The organism is Microbacterium sp. CCH5-D1 (assembly GCF_001557335.1).
GTDB classification, from domain to species: Bacteria; Actinomycetota; Actinomycetes; order Actinomycetales; family Microbacteriaceae; genus Microbacterium; species Microbacterium oxydans.
On record NZ_LSJW01000315.1, the window covers coordinates 24,648 to 40,821 of the forward strand.

16 protein-coding genes are annotated in these 16,174 nt (G+C 67.6%); 6 read left to right on the forward strand and 10 right to left on the reverse strand.

Going from position 1 to position 16,174, the window contains the following annotated elements:
* The first annotated feature begins 47 nt into the window (after positions 1 to 47).
* Both AX744_RS19190 and AX744_RS19195 read left to right on the forward strand, forming a co-directional pair.
* Complete coding sequence (locus tag AX744_RS19190; protein ID WP_197429286.1) at positions 48 to 1,400, forward strand: DUF349 domain-containing protein; 1,353 nt, start codon at positions 48 to 50, stop codon at positions 1,398 to 1,400.
* Positions 1,401 to 1,464: 64 nt separating this feature from the next.
* Positions 1,465 to 2,016: a hypothetical protein gene (locus AX744_RS19195; protein WP_058633073.1), complete on the forward strand. Its 552-nt coding sequence runs from the start codon at positions 1,465 to 1,467 to the stop codon at positions 2,014 to 2,016.
* Here AX744_RS19195 and AX744_RS19200 read toward each other — a convergent pair.
* The 8 genes from AX744_RS19200 to AX744_RS19235 form a co-directional block, all read right to left on the reverse strand.
* Complete coding sequence (locus AX744_RS19200) at positions 2,003 to 4,255, reverse strand: RelA/SpoT family protein (RefSeq protein WP_046747156.1); 2,253 nt, start codon at positions 4,253 to 4,255, stop codon at positions 2,003 to 2,005. The two genes, AX744_RS19195 and AX744_RS19200, sit on opposite strands and share 14 nt — an antisense overlap.
* Before the next feature lie 65 nt (positions 4,256 to 4,320).
* On the reverse strand, positions 4,321 to 5,310 hold the full coding sequence (gene secF, locus AX744_RS19205) for a protein translocase subunit SecF (protein WP_046747157.1): 990 nt from the start codon (positions 5,308 to 5,310) through the stop codon (positions 4,321 to 4,323).
* Positions 5,310 to 7,058, reverse strand: a complete 1,749-nt coding sequence (gene secD / locus AX744_RS19210) for a protein translocase subunit SecD (protein WP_061018720.1) — start codon at positions 7,056 to 7,058, stop codon at positions 5,310 to 5,312. The genes secF and secD overlap by 1 nt, the downstream gene beginning before the upstream one ends.
* A 55-nt stretch (positions 7,059 to 7,113) precedes the next feature.
* Positions 7,114 to 7,533, reverse strand: coding sequence for a preprotein translocase subunit YajC (locus AX744_RS19215; protein ID WP_371861855.1), 420 nt, complete (start codon positions 7,531 to 7,533; stop codon positions 7,114 to 7,116).
* 72 nt (positions 7,534 to 7,605) lie between these two features.
* Positions 7,606 to 8,631: a Holliday junction branch migration DNA helicase RuvB gene (gene ruvB / locus AX744_RS19220; protein WP_058633076.1), complete on the reverse strand. Its 1,026-nt coding sequence runs from the start codon at positions 8,629 to 8,631 to the stop codon at positions 7,606 to 7,608.
* Positions 8,624 to 9,244 (reverse strand): Holliday junction branch migration protein RuvA, encoded by a 621-nt coding sequence (gene ruvA / locus AX744_RS19225; RefSeq protein WP_046747161.1) that lies wholly within the window; start codon positions 9,242 to 9,244, stop codon positions 8,624 to 8,626. The genes ruvB and ruvA overlap by 8 nt, the downstream gene beginning before the upstream one ends.
* Positions 9,245 to 9,253: 9 nt before the next feature.
* Complete coding sequence (gene ruvC / locus AX744_RS19230; protein ID WP_046747162.1) at positions 9,254 to 9,838, reverse strand: crossover junction endodeoxyribonuclease RuvC; 585 nt, start codon at positions 9,836 to 9,838, stop codon at positions 9,254 to 9,256.
* Between the two features lie 45 nt (positions 9,839 to 9,883).
* Positions 9,884 to 10,645, reverse strand: a complete 762-nt coding sequence (locus AX744_RS19235) for a YebC/PmpR family DNA-binding transcriptional regulator (protein ID WP_046747163.1) — start codon at positions 10,643 to 10,645, stop codon at positions 9,884 to 9,886.
* An 86-nt stretch (positions 10,646 to 10,731) separates the two neighbouring features.
* On the opposite strand from AX744_RS19235, the gene AX744_RS19240 reads away from it, so the two are divergent.
* Entirely contained in the window at positions 10,732 to 11,454 is a 723-nt protein-coding gene (locus AX744_RS19240; RefSeq protein ID WP_082682737.1) for a dienelactone hydrolase family protein, read from the forward strand.
* 44 nt (positions 11,455 to 11,498) lie between these two features.
* A complete protein-coding gene (locus AX744_RS19245) occupies positions 11,499 to 12,374 on the forward strand; it encodes an aminoglycoside phosphotransferase family protein (protein WP_231728854.1) in 876 nt (291 codons plus the stop codon).
* A gap of 9 nt (positions 12,375 to 12,383) precedes the next feature.
* Here AX744_RS19245 and pdxT read toward each other — a convergent pair whose 3' ends face one another.
* Positions 12,384 to 12,995 carry a pyridoxal 5'-phosphate synthase glutaminase subunit PdxT gene (pdxT, locus tag AX744_RS19250; RefSeq protein ID WP_061018726.1) on the reverse strand — a complete coding sequence of 204 codons (612 nt, stop codon included), beginning with the start codon at positions 12,993 to 12,995 and terminating at the stop codon, positions 12,384 to 12,386.
* Positions 12,985 to 13,878 carry a pyridoxal 5'-phosphate synthase lyase subunit PdxS gene (pdxS, locus tag AX744_RS19255; protein ID WP_046747166.1) on the reverse strand — a complete coding sequence of 298 codons (894 nt, stop codon included), beginning with the start codon at positions 13,876 to 13,878 and terminating at the stop codon, positions 12,985 to 12,987. Before pdxS ends, pdxT begins: the two co-directional genes overlap by 11 nt.
* An 89-nt stretch (positions 13,879 to 13,967) precedes the next feature.
* Between pdxS and AX744_RS19260 the strand changes: the two genes are divergently transcribed.
* Positions 13,968 to 15,275, forward strand: coding sequence for an aminotransferase class I/II-fold pyridoxal phosphate-dependent enzyme (locus AX744_RS19260; RefSeq protein ID WP_058633079.1), 1,308 nt, complete (start codon positions 13,968 to 13,970; stop codon positions 15,273 to 15,275).
* A 46-nt stretch (positions 15,276 to 15,321) separates the two neighbouring features.
* Positions 15,322 to 16,173, forward strand: a complete 852-nt coding sequence (gene pdxY / locus AX744_RS19265) for a pyridoxal kinase PdxY (RefSeq protein WP_058633080.1) — start codon at positions 15,322 to 15,324, stop codon at positions 16,171 to 16,173.
* The last annotated feature ends 1 nt before the right edge of the window (position 16,174 follow it).

A 16,174-nucleotide genomic window follows, 5' to 3' on the forward strand; every position in this document is an offset into this window, starting at 1 on the left:
CCTCGTCCTTTCCGCCTCCCGCGGCCCGACCGCGCAAGGAGAATCACGTGTCTGCCAACGAGCCCACGAAGCCGACTCCGCCCATCCCCGGACCCCCCTCCGTGCCGATGCCCCGCAAGGCACCGACGCCGGCCGCCGTCGCGCCTGCCGCACCGGTACCCGCCGCATCGTCGACGTCGGCGGAATGGGGGCGCGTCACCGAGGACGGAACCGTCGAGGTCAAGGAGGGCGACGCCTGGCGCGTCGTCGGCCAGTACCCGGACGGTACGCCCGATGAGGCCCTCGCCTACTTCGTCCGCAAGTTCGACGACATCGCCTTCAAGGTGCATGCACTCGAACAGCGCCATCAGGCCGGCGGCGCATCCGCGAGCGACCTCGCCAAGCAGGCGAAGCACCTGATCGACGAAGCCACCGATGCCGCCGCGGTCGGTGACCTTGCCGGTCTTCGCGATCGACTCAACGCTCTGACCTCGTCTCTCTCGGAGGCGACGGAACAGGAGGCGAAGCAGGCGAAGGAACTCGTCGACAAGGCGATCGCCGAGCGAACCGAACTCGTCGAGCGCGCCGAGGCGATCGCCGCACGTGACCTCAGCAAGGTGCAGTGGAAGCAGGTCACGGCTGAGCTCGGAGAGCTGTTCGACGCCTGGCAGGCGCAGCAGCAGAACGGGCCGCGCCTGTCGAAGGGGATCTCCCAGCAGCTCTGGAAGCGTTTCCGGGACGCGCGGGCCGTCGTGGACAAGCAGCGCCGCGCCTTCTACTCCGAGCTCGACGACGCTCACAAGGTCGCCCGCGACGCGAAGACCCGTCTCGTGGAGCGTGCGGAAGCCCTCGCCCCCCGCGGTACCGACGGCATCCCCGCCTACCGCAACCTCCTCGACGAGTGGAAGGCGTCCGGCCGCGCCGGACGAAAGGCCGATGACGCGCTGTGGGCGCGCTTCAAGGCCGCGGGCGACGCCCTCTATGCCGCCCGTGCCGAGCAGGCTGCCGCTGAAGAAGCGGATTCCGCTCCGAAGATAGAGGCACGCGAAGCACTCCTCGAAGAGGCGAAGGGTGTCGCAGACGAGCCCAACATCAAGCGAGCTCGCGCGCTCCTGACCCGCATCCAGCGGCAGTGGGACGAGATCGGACGCATCTTCCCCCGGGACAAGGAGCGGGCGCTCGACGACAAGCTCCGCGCCATCGAACAGGGTCTCAAGGCCCGGGAAGATGTGGACTGGAAGAAGAACAACCCCGAGACCAAGGCGCGCGCGAACGACATGAGCTCCCAACTGCTGGAAGCCATCGAGAAGCTCGAGGCCGAGGTCGCCGCGGCGGAGAAGGCCGGCGACACGAAGGCTGCCAAGGCCGCAGCGGATGCTCTGGAAGCACGCCGAGCCTGGCTGAGCGCACTCGGAAGCTGACCCGTTCTCCACAGGTCCCGCACGACGACGGACGAGGCGGGGTGCACTGCGTCAGACTGACGTGATGCACCCCGCCCTTCTGTACCTGCCCGGCGTTCGGCTGAGTGAGGCGGAGCTCAGCGCGGCACGGATCGACGGGCATGTGGTCGAGGTCGGGGACGCCTATGTCCCGGCGGACCTGATCGAGGGATCGGATGTCAGGGCGAGCGCTGTCGCATCGCTGGTGCGCGCAGGAACCGCGGCGTCAGGGCCGACGGCTGCGTGGATCCATGGCGCCGGCGATGGTCCACCGGGCGTGCATCATGTGCGACGGTGCGTCGAACGACGGATCCGTGCGACGACGAACTCACGACTCGTCTTCCACGACACCGTCGTCGCCTCTTCCGAACTGGAGTCGATCGGCGGAATCCTCGTCACAACGCCGGTGCGGACCATGCTCGATCTCGCCACGACCGTGCACCGCGATCCGCGCGTGCTGACCTGGATGGACAGACTCGCGCTCGTGTCGCCCGACGTGCCGGAGGAGGCGTCCGCCATGCTGCGCCGCATGTCGCGCGTTCCTGGAAGCCGCGCGGGACGGGCCGTGCTGGACAGGCTCGCGGTCAGGAAGAGGTGACGCGATAGACGTCGTACACGGCGTCGATCCTGCGTACCGCGTTGAGCACGCGATCGAGGTGCACGGCATCACCCATCTCGAAGACGAATCGGCTCAGAGCGAGTCGCTCGTCCGTCGTGGTGACCGTCGCCGAGAGGATGTTGACATGGTGCTCGCTCAACACGCGGGTGACATCGGAGAGAAGCCCCGAACGGTCGAGCGCCTCGACCTGGATCTGCACCCTGAAGACGCTCTTGGTGGTGGGAGCCCAGGAGACCTCGACGAATCGGTCCTGTTCGGCACCCAGCGCCTTCACGTTCACGCAGTCCGCACGGTGGACCGAGACGCCGCTGCCACGGGTCACGAACCCGACGATCTGGTCGCCCGGAACCGGGGTGCAGCATTTCGCGAGCTTGACGAGGATGTCATTGGCGCCGCGCACCAGCACGCCGGAGTCACCCGACCGCGGCTCACGCGTCTGCACGCTGCCGGGAAGGTCGATGGCCCCCGTCGCGGGGTCGTTCGCCGCGACGAGTGCGGTGACCTTCTCCAGCACGGATTGGGTCGAGACGTGCCCCTCGCCGACCGCCGCATAGAGCGCGGAGACGTCCTCGTAGTGCATGCCCCGTGCCACTTCCGTGAAGGAGTCATGGCTCATGAGCCGCTGCAGCGGCAGGTTCTGTCGACGCATCGCCCTCGCGATGGCCTCCTTGCCCTGCTCGATCGCCTCCTCGCGGCGCTCCTTCGTGAACCACCCGCGGATCTTGTTGCGGGCGCGCGTGCTCGCAACGAACCCGAGCCAGTCCTGGCTGGGTCCCGCGTCGGGGTTCTTCGAGGTGAACACCTCGACGACGTCACCGCTCTTGAGCTCGGACTCCAGAGGCACCAGGCGACCGTTGACCTTGGCGCCCATCGTGCGGTGGCCGATCTCGGTGTGCACGGCGTAGGCGAAGTCCACCGGGGTCGCGCCGGAGGGCAGCCCGATCACCCGGCCCTTCGGCGTGAAGACGTAGACCTCCTTCGCGCCGATCTCGAACCGGAGGGATTCCAGGAACTCTCCAGGGTCGGCGGTCTCGGCCTGCCAGTCGGAGATGTGCGCGAGCCAGGCCATGTCGGTGTCGGACGCGCGGACCTCGGTCTTGCCGCCGCCGTTCATCCGCTCCTTGTACATCCAGTGCGCAGCGACGCCGTACTCGGCCTGCTGGTGCATCTCATGGGTGCGGATCTGGATCTCGACCGTGCGGCCGGCGGGGCCGATCACCGTGGTGTGCAGTGACTGGTAGAGGTTGAACTTGGGTGTGGCGATGTAGTCCTTGAAACGACCCGGCAGCGGAGTCCAGCGTGCGTGGATGGCGCCGAGCACCGCGTAGCAGTCGCGCACGGAGGACACCAGCACCCGGATGCCGATCAGGTCGTAGATGTCGTCGAACTCACGGCCGCGGATGACCATCTTCTGGTACACCGAGTAGAGCTGCTTGGGGCGCCCGACGACCTTGCCACGGATGCGGAGATCCCGCAGGTCTTCGTCGATCTCCTCGACGACCTGGTTCAAATACTTCTCGCGCTGCGGGGTACGCTGCGCGATGAGGCTGTGGATCTCGTTGTAGATCTTCGGGTGCAGCACCGCGAAGGAGAGATCCTCGAGCTCCGACTTGATCGCCTGGATTCCGAGGCGATTCGCCAACGGAGCGTAGATCTCCAGGGTCTCCTTGGCCTTCTTCGCCGCCTTCTCCGGCGGAACGAAACCCCAGGTGCGCGCGTTGTGGAGGCGGTCGGCGAGCTTGATCAGCAGCACTCGGATGTCCTTGGACATCGCGACGATCATCTTGCGGACCGTCTCGGCCTGCGCGCTCTCGCCGTACTTCACCTTGTCGAGCTTGGTGACGCCGTCGACGAGCATCGCGACCTCGTCGCCGAACTCGGCGGTGAGATCGGTCAGCGCGTACCCGGTGTCCTCGACGGTGTCGTGCAGCAGCGCTGCGGCGATCGCCCGCGGCCCGAGACCGAGTTCGGCGAGGATCTGGGCGACCGCGAGCGGGTGGGTGATGTACGGCTCACCGCTCTGGCGCTTCTGCCCCTCGTGCTTCTCCTTGGCGACCGCGTAGGCCCTCTCGATCACCGAGAAGTCGCCCTTGGGGTGGTTCGCCCGGACTGTGCGGATCAGATTGTCGAGGTCATTGATCCTCGACGCGCGGGAGAAGATGCGGGGAACCAGCCGTCGCAGACTCGAGCCCTGCGATGACGTCTGCGGTTCCGCCATCTACTCACCTCCTGATCGATCAATCCTACGCGTGCTGTGCGGCACCGGCCCCGCTGAGGAACCGATCAGACCTCGACGGCCGCCCTGCTGCGAGCCTCTCGGATGCGGGCATCCCGTGCCTTCAGCTGCGGCTCGTTCTCGCGGAACAGCGAGTAGAGCGGAGCAGCCACGAAGAGCGTCGAGTAGGTGGCCACGAGAATGCCGACGAAGATCGAGAGCGAGATGTCGGTGAGCGACTCCGCGCCCAGCCAGAACGCGCCGATGAAGAGCACCGCGCCGACCGGCAGAGCAGCGACGACTGACGTGTTGATGGAGCGCACGAGCGTCTGGTTCACCGCGAGGTTGACCGACTCGCCGAACAAGCGGGCGGACTTCTCCCCGTCTTCGGTCGTGTTCTCGCGGATCTTGTCGAACACGACCGTGGTGTCGTACAGCGAGTACGCGAGGATCGTGAGGAAGCCGATCACGGCCGCCGGCGAGATCTCGAAGCCGGCCAGCGCGTAGATGCCCACCGTGATCACGAGCACGTCGAGGAGACCGATGATGGCCGCGGCCGACATCTTCCAGGTGCGGAAGTAGATCGCCAGGATCAGGAAGGTCAGGGCGAGGAAGATCGCGAGACCCCACAGCGACTGCTTGGTGACGTTCTCACCCCACGCGGGTCCGATGAAGGAGGAAGTGACGTCGGACGGATCGACGCCGTATGCCTTCGCCAGTGCCTCGCCGACCTGCTGGGTCTCGGCAGCGCTCATCTGGTCGGTCTGGACGCGGACGTCCTTGCCGCTGACGACGACGACCTTGGTCGCAGCGCCGGGGACGACCGATTGCACGGCTGTGGTCGCCGTCTCCTGATCGAGGCTGTCCGGCGCCTGCACGGTGAACTGCGATCCACCCGTGAACTCGATCGAGAACTGGATAGGACGGATGAGCGGCACCAACGCCGAGCCGACGACCAGGATGATCGCGATGATGAACCACAGACGGCGCTTGCCGACGAACGGGAAGGAGGTCTTCCCGGAGTAGAGGTTGTTGCCGAACTCATTCATGGAAGGCATCAGGCGTCTCCCTCACTTCCGGCTTTGGTGGATCTCTCGCCCGTGAGGGCCTCGGCGCGCTTGCGTTCGGCGATCGTCTGTCTGCGGTCGGCCTCGCCGCGGAACCGCGCGTTCTTCGCGCCCCGCCCGACCGACGCCGTGGTGACCTCTCGGTACTGCGAGCGGCTGCGGTACACGGCCCCGAGAGCTTCGGGATCGAGTCCGGACAGCTTGTGGCCGCCGCCGAAGAAGCGGGTGCGCGCGAGAAGTTGCATCACCGGGTGCGTGAAGATCACGAAGATGAAAACGTCGATGAGCGTCGTGAGTCCGAGCGTGAAGGCGAAGCCCTTCACCGTGGCATCGGCCAGGATGTAGAGGACGACCGCCGCGAGGATGTTGATCGACTTGGAGATGTAGATCGTGCGCTTCGCACGACCCCAGCCGTCCTCGACCGCCGCGGTGATCGACTTCCCGTCACGGAGCTCGTCTCGTATTCGTTCGAAGTACACGATGAACGAGTCGGCGGTGAAGCCGATGGACACGATGAGACCGGCGACACCGGCGAGCGAGAGGCGGAACCCGATTCGCCACGCCAGGATGCAGATGATGATGTAGGTGAGCACCGCCATCACCGCGATCGACGCGATGATCACCGACCCGAGCGCTCGATAGACGATCAGCGAGTAGATCGCCACCAGCGCGAGCCCGATGAGGCCCGCGATGAGACCGATCTGCAGCTGCTGCGTACCCAGCGTCGCCGAGATCGTGTCGGAGCTCTGCACCGTGAAGCTCAGCGGAAGGGCACCGAACTTGAGCTGATCGGCGAGAGTGGTCGCGGACTCCTGCGTGAAGCTTCCGGAGATGCTGGGGCGACCATCGAGGATCTGCCCGTTCATCCGCGGAGCGCTGATCACGTTGCCGTCCAGCACGAAGGCGAACTGATCCCGCGGCGTGAGCCCGTCGATGCGGTTCTGGTTCAGGCGGGTGCTGACCTTGCCGAACGCATCGGCCCCGTCGCCGTTCATCGTGAGCTGCACCAGCCAGGCACCCGACTTCGGGTCGCGACCGGCCGAGGCGTCGGTGATGGCCGTGCCGTCGAGCTCTGCCGGTCCGAGGATGTACTTGGCGCTCCCGTCCGCCGAGCAGGCGATGAGCGGCTGGTCCTTCGGCGCCTTGGAGGCGTCGTTCTCCGGGTTCGCGCAGTCGTATGCCTGGAACTCCGCGGCCAGCTTGTCGGTGACCCAGGAGAGGTCGCTCGCGTCGGTCGGCTCGGCCGTCGGCGTCGAGTTCAGACCCGGATCCGGGCTGGGGTACGGCGTCGAGTTGCCGTCCTCGCCCACGAACTCGTTGGTCGCCGCCGTCGTGTAGAGCACGGGACGGAACTCCAGCTGAGCACTGGACTGGATCCGCTCCCGCGTCTGCGCGTCGGCCTCACCGGGGATCTGGACGACGATGTTCTGTCCGCCCTCGGTCGTGATGTCGGCCTCGGCGACGCCGGACGCATCGACACGCTGCCGGATGATCGCCGCGGCCTGGTCGAGCTGCTCGGACGACGGAGCCGCTCCGTCCTCGGTCTCCGCACTCAGCACGATCTGTGTGCCGCCCTGCAGATCGAGGGCGAGCTCAGGTGTCCACGAGCTCGCGGCCTCCCCGTTGCTGTCCTTGAAGACGTACACGCCCAGTGCGTTGATGCCGAAGAGCACGCCCGTCACGAGGAGCAGGCCGAGAAGGACCCGCCAGGCGTGACGGACGGGAGAGGATGAAGCCACGTGTGTTCAGCTTTCTGGAAGGACGGAGATCCGAGGGGCCGCGTCGGCCTCGGCGTTACTTGTCGTCGGCGTCGCGCTCGAGGCGAGCGCGGGTCTCCTCGGGGGTCTCGACAGCCGGGGCGACCGGCTCCTCGACGACACGCTCCTCGACGACACGCTCCTCGACGATGTCGTCCGACGGTGCGTCGACGACGACATCCTTGGGCTCGACCACGCGCAGGATGGCCTGGCTGTGCACGTCGATGATGGTGCCGGGAGCGATCTCGACGAGCGCGGGGGTGTCGAGGTCGTCGGGGTCGTACGCGACGATCGTCCCGTAGATGCCGCCCTGCAGGAGCACCTTGGCGCCCGGGACGGTCTTGGTGGCCTTCTCCTCCTGCTCGGCCTTCATCTGCTTCGTGCGCTTGCGCGTGTTGAAGATCATGAAGACGAGGAGAACGGCGAGGAGGCCGAAGAGCAGGAATTCCATGGGCATGGGGGAAGCGCCTTTCTCAGGTGCACGCTCCAGCCTTTGGGCGCGCGAAGGTATCCGGGAAGTCTTCAGTGATTATAGGTCATCCAACTTAAGCATCCCGTCCGGATGCGCGACACCCAGGTGCGCGTAAGCCTCCGGCATCGCCACACGGCCGCGGGGCGTGCGCCCGAGGAACCCGATGCGCACGAGGTACGGCTCGACCACGCTCTCCACGGTCTCGGCTTCCTCACCGACGGCGACAGCGAGCGTGCTGAGGCCGACCGGGCCACCGCGGAACCGTCGGACGAGCGCTTCGAGCACGGCACGGTCCAGGCGATCGAGACCGATCGGATCGACGTCGTACAGATCCAGGGCCGCACGGACCTCGCGGATGGTCGCAACTCCCCCCGTGTGCACCAGCGCATAATCGCGCACCCGGCGAAGGAGGCGGTTCGCGATGCGCGGGGTGCCGCGGGACCGTCGGGCGATCTCGGCGAGCGAGTCGGTCGGGAGGTCGACGCCGAGCACGGCCGCGGATCGTGCGATCACCTGCTCCAGCTCGCCCACCTCGTAGAACTCGAGGTGACCGGTGAACCCGAAGCGGTCGCGGAGCGGGTTGGGCAGCAGCCCGGAGCGAGTCGTCGCGCCGACCAGGGTGAACGGCGAGAGCTCGAGCGGGATGCTCGTCGCTCCCGCGCCCTTTCCCACCATGATGTCGATGCGGTAGTCCTCCATCGCGAGATAGAGCATCTCCTCGGCGGAGCGCGCCATGCGGTGGATCTCGTCGATGAAGAGCACTTCACCGGGGACCAGGCTCGAGAGCAGGGCCGCGAGATCACCGGCGTGCTGGATCGCCGGGCCGCTGGACAGCCGGAGCGGACGTTCGCTCTCGTGTGCGACGATCATCGCGAGCGTCGTCTTCCCCAGGCCGGGAGGTCCCGCCAAGAGGATGTGATCGGCGGGACGACTCTGGATGCGGGCGGCCTCGAGGAGCAGCTGCAGCTGACCGCGCACCTTCTGCTGGCCCACGAACTCTCCGAGGCTCGTCGGCCGCAGGGCGCCTTCGATGGCGAGTTCGGTCTCGTCGGAGGGCTCGCTGGCGTCGAGGGGATCAGACACGCGCCTGGCCTCCCTGCGCCGGGCCGAGCAGGGCGAGCGTACGACGAAGCAGAGAGGCGACGGACGCGCTCTCCGCCTCTGTGGCATCCGCTGCCGTCTGGGCGGCGGCGTCTGCGGCGACCTTCTCCGACCAGCCGAGCCCCACGAGTGCCGCGGCCACCTGCGTGACGACATCGGCGCCGCCGCCCGCGGCGGGCTTCGCCGGAGCCGCGAACGCCTGCACCTTGCCGGCGAGCTGCAGCACGATGAGCTTCGCCGTCTTGGGGCCGATGCCGGAAACGCGTCGGAAGGGGGCGTCATCCTCCGCGGTGACGGCCTCGGCGATCTGATCGCTCGTGAGGTGCGAGAGCACGCCGAGTGCCGACTTCGGACCGACGCCGGTCACGCTGATCAGCAGTCCGAAGATCTCGAGCTCACCACGGTCGGCGAAGCCGAACAGCGACAGCGAGTCCTCACGGACGATGAGGCTGGTGTGCAGCAGCAGCTTCTCTCCCACCGTCGCGGTGTGGGCGACATCGGCGGGCACCGCGACCGCGAATCCGACCCCGCCCACATCGATGACGACCTGATCGGATGCCGCATGCAGGACGACGCCGTGCAGAGAGGAGATCATCCCCTCAGCCTACGGCGTCGCTCGTAGGTATGTTCGACCGACACGCTTCTCGGCCTCGGCCCAGGCACGCTGAGCGGGAGTCAGAGCCCCGGGGGCGGTCGCCGCTGCTCCCCCGCGTCGCCAGGCGTGGCAGAGGGCGATGGCCAGTGCGTCGGCGGCATCGGCCGGTTGCGGCAGTGCGTCGAGGCGCAGGATGCGGGCGATCATCGTCTGCACCTGCCGTTTGTCGGCAGCACCATATCCGGTGACGGCGGCCTTGACCTCACTGGGTGTGTGCGTGGCGGCGGGGAGCCCCGACTCGGAGGCGATCAGCAACGCGACGCCACTGGCCTGTGCGGTGCCCATCACCGAGTGCGTGTTCTGCTGCGCGAAGACCCGCTCGACGGCGACGGCATCAGGTCGATGCTCGGCGATCACGGCGCGGATCCCGGCGGCCACGATCGAGAGACGCTCCCCGATCTCCGCTTCCGGCGAGGAACGGATCACCCCGACGTGCACGAGCGTTCCGCGGCGCGATCCGTCGACATCCACGACCCCCACACCGCAGCGGGTGAGACCGGGGTCGATGCCGAGCACGCGCAGAGAGGAGGTCACTCCCCCAGGCTAGGCCGCCGATCCGACACCGGTCGCCCGGCGCGCCTAGGCGTCGTCGTTCTCCAGCTCCGCCTGGACCTCGGGACTCAGATCGAAGTTGGTGAACACGTTCTGCACGTCTTCACTGTCTTCCAGGGCATCGATCAGGCGGAAGATCTTGCGCGCGGTGTCGGCGTCGATCTCGACCTTGAGGTTCGGGACGAACTCGACGTCGGCGGACTCGTAGTCGATGCCGGCCTCCTGGAGCGCGCTGCGCACAGCCACCAGGTCGGTCGCCTCCGTGATCACCTCGAAGCCCTCGGCGTGCGGTTCGATCTCCTCCGCGCCGGCCTCGAGCGCCGCCATCATCACGTCATCCTCGGTGGTGCCCTCGGAGCCGACGACGATGACGCCCTTGCGGCTGAAGTTGTAGGCCACGCTGCCGGGGTCTGCGAGCGTGCCGCCGTTGCGGCTGAGAGCCGTGCGAACCTCAGCGGCCGCCCGGTTCTTGTTGTCGGTCAGACACTCGATCATGAGCGCGACGCCGTTGGGGCCGTATCCCTCGTACATGATCGAGAGGTACTCGACGGCCTCGCCGCCGATACCGGCACCGCGCTTCACCGCGCGGTCGATGTTGTCCTTGGGGACCGAGGTCTTCTTGGCCTTCTGCACCGCGTCGAAGAGGGTGGGGTTGCCCGCCAGGTCCGGTCCGCCGAGCTTGGCGGCGACCTCGATGTTCTTGATGAGCTTGGCCCAGGACTTCGCGCGCCTGGAGTCGATGATGGCCTTCTTGTGCTTCGTGGTCGCCCACTTGGAATGCCCGGACATAAGTCTCCGCTCGTCGTATCCGCATGAGCTCGCGCTCAGCGCATCGTCCATTCTAACGAACGCCTCGGGTGGCGCAGGATGGGAGCATGCGCAGATCACGACACATCTCTCCCGCCCTCCGCTCGGCAGGGGTTCCTGACGGCGCACCGGCGCCCGCCGACACCCTGCGGTACCTGCTCCACCTCCCTGATGGCTACGACGATGATCCGCACCGGCTCTGGCCGCTCGTGCTCTTCCTGCACGGTGCAGGCGAACGGGGTTCCGACCTCGATCTCGCCGCCGTCCACGGTCCGCCCAGACTGGCGGACGACGGGCAGGAGTTCCCCTTCATCCTCGTCACACCCCAGTGCGCCGCGGCGAGTCAATGGGTCGCCGAGCTCTCGACGCTGGCCGCACTGATCGATGAGGTGAGCTCCACACACAGGGTCGACGAGGAGCGCGTTTCGGTGACAGGACTCAGCATGGGCGGTTTCGGCACCTGGTCGCTCGCGGTGCGCTACCCCGATCGATTCGCGGCCATCGCACCGATCTGCGGTGGCCTGTGGATGCAGAGCGCCGCTCCGATCCGCGCGATCCCCTCCTGGGCGTTCCACGGCGACGCGGACGACGTCGTGCCGATCGCCGCGACAGAGCAGATCGTCGACGAGCTGCAGGCCCTCGACGCTGACGTGCGTTTCACCCGGTACGCGGGCGTCGGTCACGACTCATGGACCGAGACGTACGAGAACCCCGAACTCTATGAGTGGATGCTCTCCCATCGGCGCGGAGTCGAACGCGACGGACCCGGCGTCGAGAAGACAGCACGATGACGACGGGAGCAGATCGGCTCCGGCCCGACTGGCATACGCTCCCGATGCCACTTCGATCTCGGATCATCTCCGCGATCGGGGGTGATCTCGTGCAGGAGGCGCCAGCCCATGGCGGCTTCAGCGCCTCCTACGCGGGCGTCGTCACGACCACGACGGGGCGCGCATTCGTCAAGGCCTGCGGTGCGGATTGGCACGCGGACTCGCTGCACTTCCTCCGCGAGGAGATGCGCACGCTCTCGCATCTGCCGACCGCCATCGCCCCACGACTCCTCGGAGCCATCGACGACCCGACGGGTACGGCGCTCGTGATCGAGGCGATCGACGGCCGCCACCCGGGCCAGCCGTGGACGACGGCGGACCTGCACGCCGTAGCCAAGGCCCTGCGCGTGCTGTCGACCACCCCTGCGCCTTCGGATATGCCTCGAGCAGAGGCTGTCATGATCCCCGGTTTCACCAGGTGGACGGAGATCGCTGCGGATCGGGGGATGCGCGAGGCGCTCCCCCATGGCCTCCCCGCGCGGATGCCGGCGTTGCTGCGCCTCGAGGAGAGCTTCCGCTGCGCGGTACACGGCGACGTCATCGTGCACGACGATGTGCGCGCAGACAACATCCTGATCAGCGCAGGACGGGCACACCTGCTGGACTGGCCGCACGCGCGCAGGGGCGCCGCGTGGATCGACCTCCCCTGTCTGGTCCCCAGCATCGAGGCATCCGGAGGCCCCGCCTGCGAGGAGGCGTGGGCTGTGTTCGAAGAGCACGGCGCACCACCTCAAGCTGAGCTGCTCGCCGTGATCTCCGCCTTCGCATCGTTCCTCTGGTTCCAGCAGGCGCAACCCGACATCCCGCAGCTCCCCGGCCTGCGGAAGTTCCAGCGCGCGCAGGCGATGCCGGCTCTGCGGTGGCTCTCGGGCCTGATCTGAGCCGACGACCTACCGCGCCGCAGCGCGGCGACGTGCGTCTGCGCGAGCGAGAAAGCGCTCGTGGAACCTCGTCGCTCCCGTGATCTCCGGGTGGAAGCTCAGACCGAGCAGGTCGCCCTGCTCCACGGCGACCACGCGTCCATCGGGCAGGGATGCCAGCACGTCGGCCCTAGGACCGACCGACTCGACAACCGGTCCGCGGATGAACGCGGCGGACACCGGATCCGCGCCGAGTGCGGGAACGTCGAGTCGCGCTTCGAAGGATTCGACCTGACGGCCGAAGGCGTTCCGGCGCACGACCACATCCAGCCCTCCGAACGACTCCTGTCCCTCGATGGCGTCGACGATCTCGTCGGCGAGCATGATCAGTCCCGCGCACGTGCCGAGGACCGGCATGCCTGCCGCGATGGCCTCGCGGATGGGCTGCTGCATCCCGAAAACGCGCGACAGCTTGTCGATCACGCTCGACTCGCCGCCCGGGATGACGAGCCCGTCGACCGATGCGAGGTCGTCGGGGCGTCGCACCAACGCCACGTCGGCACCGAGACTCGAGAGCAGGGCGGCGTGCTCGCGCACGTCGCCCTGCAGCGCGAGCACACCGACCCTGGTGTTACCAGCCACGCTCGGCGAGACGGTGCGGCGCGGGAAGGTCGCTGACGTTGATGCCCACCATGGCCTCACCCAATCCACGCGAGACCTCGGCGATGACCTTCGGGTCATCGAAGAAGGTCGTCGCCTTGACGATCGCCTTCGCCCGCTCCGCAGGGTTGCCCGACTTGAAGATCCCCGATCCGACGAACACGCCGTCGGCGCCGAGCTGCATCATCATGGCTGCGTCCGCAGGGGTCGCGACACCACCGGCCACGAACAGCACGACGGGAAGCTTGCCGGTCTCGGCGATCTCGGCGACCAGCTCGTACGGTGCCTGCAGTTCCTTGGCCGCCACGAACAGCTCGTCCTTGGGCAGGGACGTGAGAGCCGCGATCTCGCCGCGGATCTTGCGGATGTGCTTCATCGCCTCGGAAACGTCGCCGGTTCCCGCCTCACCCTTGGACCGGATCATGGCTGCGCCCTCGTTGATGCGGCGGAGCGCCTCTCCGAGATTGGTCGCGCCGCAGACGAACGGGACCGTGAAGCCGTACTTGTCGATGTGGTTCACGTAATCGGCAGGCGAGAGGACCTCCGACTCGTCGATGTAGTCCACGCCGAGTTCCTGCAGCACCTGCGCCTCGACGAAGTGACCGATGCGCGCCTTCGCCATCACGGGGATGGACACCGCATCGATGATGCTGTCGATCATGTCGGGGTCGCTCATGCGGGAGACACCACCCTGCGCGCGGATGTCGGCCGGGACGCGCTCGAGCGCCATGACGGCGACGGCTCCGGCGTCTTCGGCGATCTTCGCCTGATCCGCCGTGACGACGTCCATGATGACGCCGCCCTTCAGCATCTCGGCGAGGCCGCGCTTGACGCGCGGCGATCCGGTGGTTGTCTGGTCTGCCATGGGAACTCCTGTCGGATGCACCGAAGTCGGGTTTGATCTAGATCAAACATAGCACTGTCCGATTCGACCTAGAATCGCTGAGGAGGACCATGAGCGACCAGATCACAGGCACCACCGCAGCGGACATCGCCGACAGCGTGCGCTCCCTGCGCGACCGCGGAATCCTCCGCCCCGGCAGCGTCCTCCCCCCGGTGCGGGAGCTCGCCGCCACGCTCGGCGTCAACCGGAACACCGCCGTCGCCGCGTATCGACAGCTCGCTCAGGCGGGGCTCGTGCTGTCTCGCGGACGAGCAGGGACCATCGTCGCCGGCTTGGAGGCAGTGGCGCAGGAAGGCTATGCCCCCGACACCGTCCTCCGCGACATCGGCACAGGGAACCCCGACCCCCGCCTGATCCCCGATCCTGCACCGGCCCTGATGACCATCGCCTCCCGCCCTGTGCTCTACGGCGAGCCCGTGATCGATCGTGGACTCGAGGAGTGGTCGACGCGCTGGATCTCGCGCGACCTCGACGGCGTCGACTTCCGTATCACCGTGACCAGTGGAGCGGTCGACGCCGTCGAGCGGCTGCTCGCCCAGGCGCTGATGCGCGATGACGCCGTCGCCCTGGAGGATCCCTGTTTCCTCGCGAGCATCCACACGGTGCGGCTGGGCGGCTATCGCGCGGTTCCCGTCCCCGTCGACGCCGAGGGCATGACCGTCGACGGTCTGCGAACCGCGCTGGAGGCGGGCGTCCGTGCCATCATCTGCACGCCGCGGGCGCAGAATCCGACCGGCGCGAGCCTCACCGCTTCCCGGGCCGCCGAACTCCGTGCCGTGCTCGCCGACCACCCGTATGTGCTGATCATCGAGGACGACCACTTCTCGATGCTCTCGCAGCGACCCTACGAGTCGCTCATCGGCCCCGAGCATCGCCGGTTCGCCCTCGTACGCTCTGTCTCGAAGTTCCTTGGTCCGGACATGTGCCTCGCGATCGCAGCGACGGACGCGGAGACCGCCGAGCGCCTCGCGATGCGGCTGAGCCCCGGAACGACATGGGTGAGCCACCTGCTGCAGCGTCTCGCCCTTACACAGCTGACCGACGAGACGGCGATGTCGGAGGTGGCAGCGGCTGCGGAGCACTACGCGCAGCGCAACGCCGCCTTCGCCGAACGACTCCGAGCGAGCGGTATCGAGGCCACGGTGTCCGACGGCATGAGCCTGTGGGTCGAGTTCTCCCAGCCGGCTCGGACCATCGCCGACCGCCTCATGCGCCGCGGATGGCTCGCCCGCACCGGCGACGACTTCGCGCTCGATGAGAAGGCGGAGCCCTCTCATCATCTGCGTCTCACCGTGCATGACCTGTCCGACGATGAAGCAGAGTCGCTGGTCGCAGACCTCGTCGCCGCCGGGCGATGACCACACCTCGCGGGCACCGGCCCGCCCTGAACGAAAGAGTCGGAGAATGAAGATCCTCTCCATCCAGTCAGCCGTGGCCTACGGGCATGTGGGGAACTCGGCCGCCGTGTTCCCGCTGCAGCGCATCGGTGTCGAGGTACTGCCCGTCTACACCGTGAACTTCTCCAACCACACCGGCTACGGCGCCTGGCGCGGTCCCCTGATCGCCCCGGGTGACGTCCGCGAGGTCATCACCGGCATCGAGGAACGCGGTGTCTTCGGCCAGATCGACGCCGTTCTCAGCGGCTACCAGGGCGGAGAGGGCATCGGAGACGTGATCATCGACGCCGTCGCACGAGTGAAGGCGTCGAACCCGAACGCGGTGTACGCCTGCGACCCGGTCATGGGCAACGCGAAGTCGGGATGTTTCGTCGCCCCCGCGATCCCGGTGCTGCTGCGTGAGCGCGTGGTTCCCGTCGCCGACATCATCACCCCGAACCAGTTCGAGCTCGGCTTCCTCACCGACACCGAGCCTGACACGCTGGAGTCCACTCTCGCGTCGGTCGATCTCGCGCACGCGATGGGTCCGCGCACCGTGCTCGTCACCAGTGTCGAGCGCCCCGATCGCGAAGAGGGGACGATCGAGATGCTCGCCGCCGATGAGAAGGGTGCCTGGCTCGTGCAGACCCCGCACCTGCCCATGAAGGCGAATGGTTCCGGGGACGTGACCGCCGCGCTCTTCACTGCGCACTACGTCGAGACCGGCAGCGCCAAGGTCGCGCTCGAGCGCACGGCGTCCAGCGTGTACGACCTGCTCAAGGCGACGCTCGAGTCCGGAGAGCGCGAGCTGCAGCTCGTCGAGGCCCAGGAGTTCTACGCGAACCCGCGGCTGCAGTTCACGGCGCGCCAGGTGCGCTGAG

Coding starts and splice junctions, on each gene's coding strand:
- pdxS (WP_046747166.1), bottom strand. CDS start 13,878: ATGGCAGACCAGACAACCACCGGATCGCCGCGCGTCAAGCGCGGCCTC.
- pdxY (WP_058633080.1), top strand. CDS start 15,322: ATGAAGATCCTCTCCATCCAGTCAGCCGTGGCCTACGGGCATGTGGGG.
- AX744_RS19240 (WP_082682737.1), top strand. CDS start 10,732: ATGCGCAGATCACGACACATCTCTCCCGCCCTCCGCTCGGCAGGGGTT.
- AX744_RS19245 (WP_231728854.1), top strand. CDS start 11,499: ATGCCACTTCGATCTCGGATCATCTCCGCGATCGGGGGTGATCTCGTG.
- AX744_RS19200 (WP_046747156.1), bottom strand. CDS start 4,255: ATGGCGGAACCGCAGACGTCATCGCAGGGCTCGAGTCTGCGACGGCTG.
- secF (WP_046747157.1), bottom strand. CDS start 5,310: ATGCCTTCCATGAATGAGTTCGGCAACAACCTCTACTCCGGGAAGACC.
- AX744_RS19235 (WP_046747163.1), bottom strand. CDS start 10,645: ATGTCCGGGCATTCCAAGTGGGCGACCACGAAGCACAAGAAGGCCATC.
- AX744_RS19215 (WP_371861855.1), bottom strand. CDS start 7,533: ATGCCCATGGAATTCCTGCTCTTCGGCCTCCTCGCCGTTCTCCTCGTC.
- AX744_RS19195 (WP_058633073.1), top strand. CDS start 1,465: ATGCACCCCGCCCTTCTGTACCTGCCCGGCGTTCGGCTGAGTGAGGCG.
- AX744_RS19260 (WP_058633079.1), top strand. CDS start 13,968: ATGAGCGACCAGATCACAGGCACCACCGCAGCGGACATCGCCGACAGC.
- ruvA (WP_046747161.1), bottom strand. CDS start 9,244: ATGATCTCCTCTCTGCACGGCGTCGTCCTGCATGCGGCATCCGATCAG.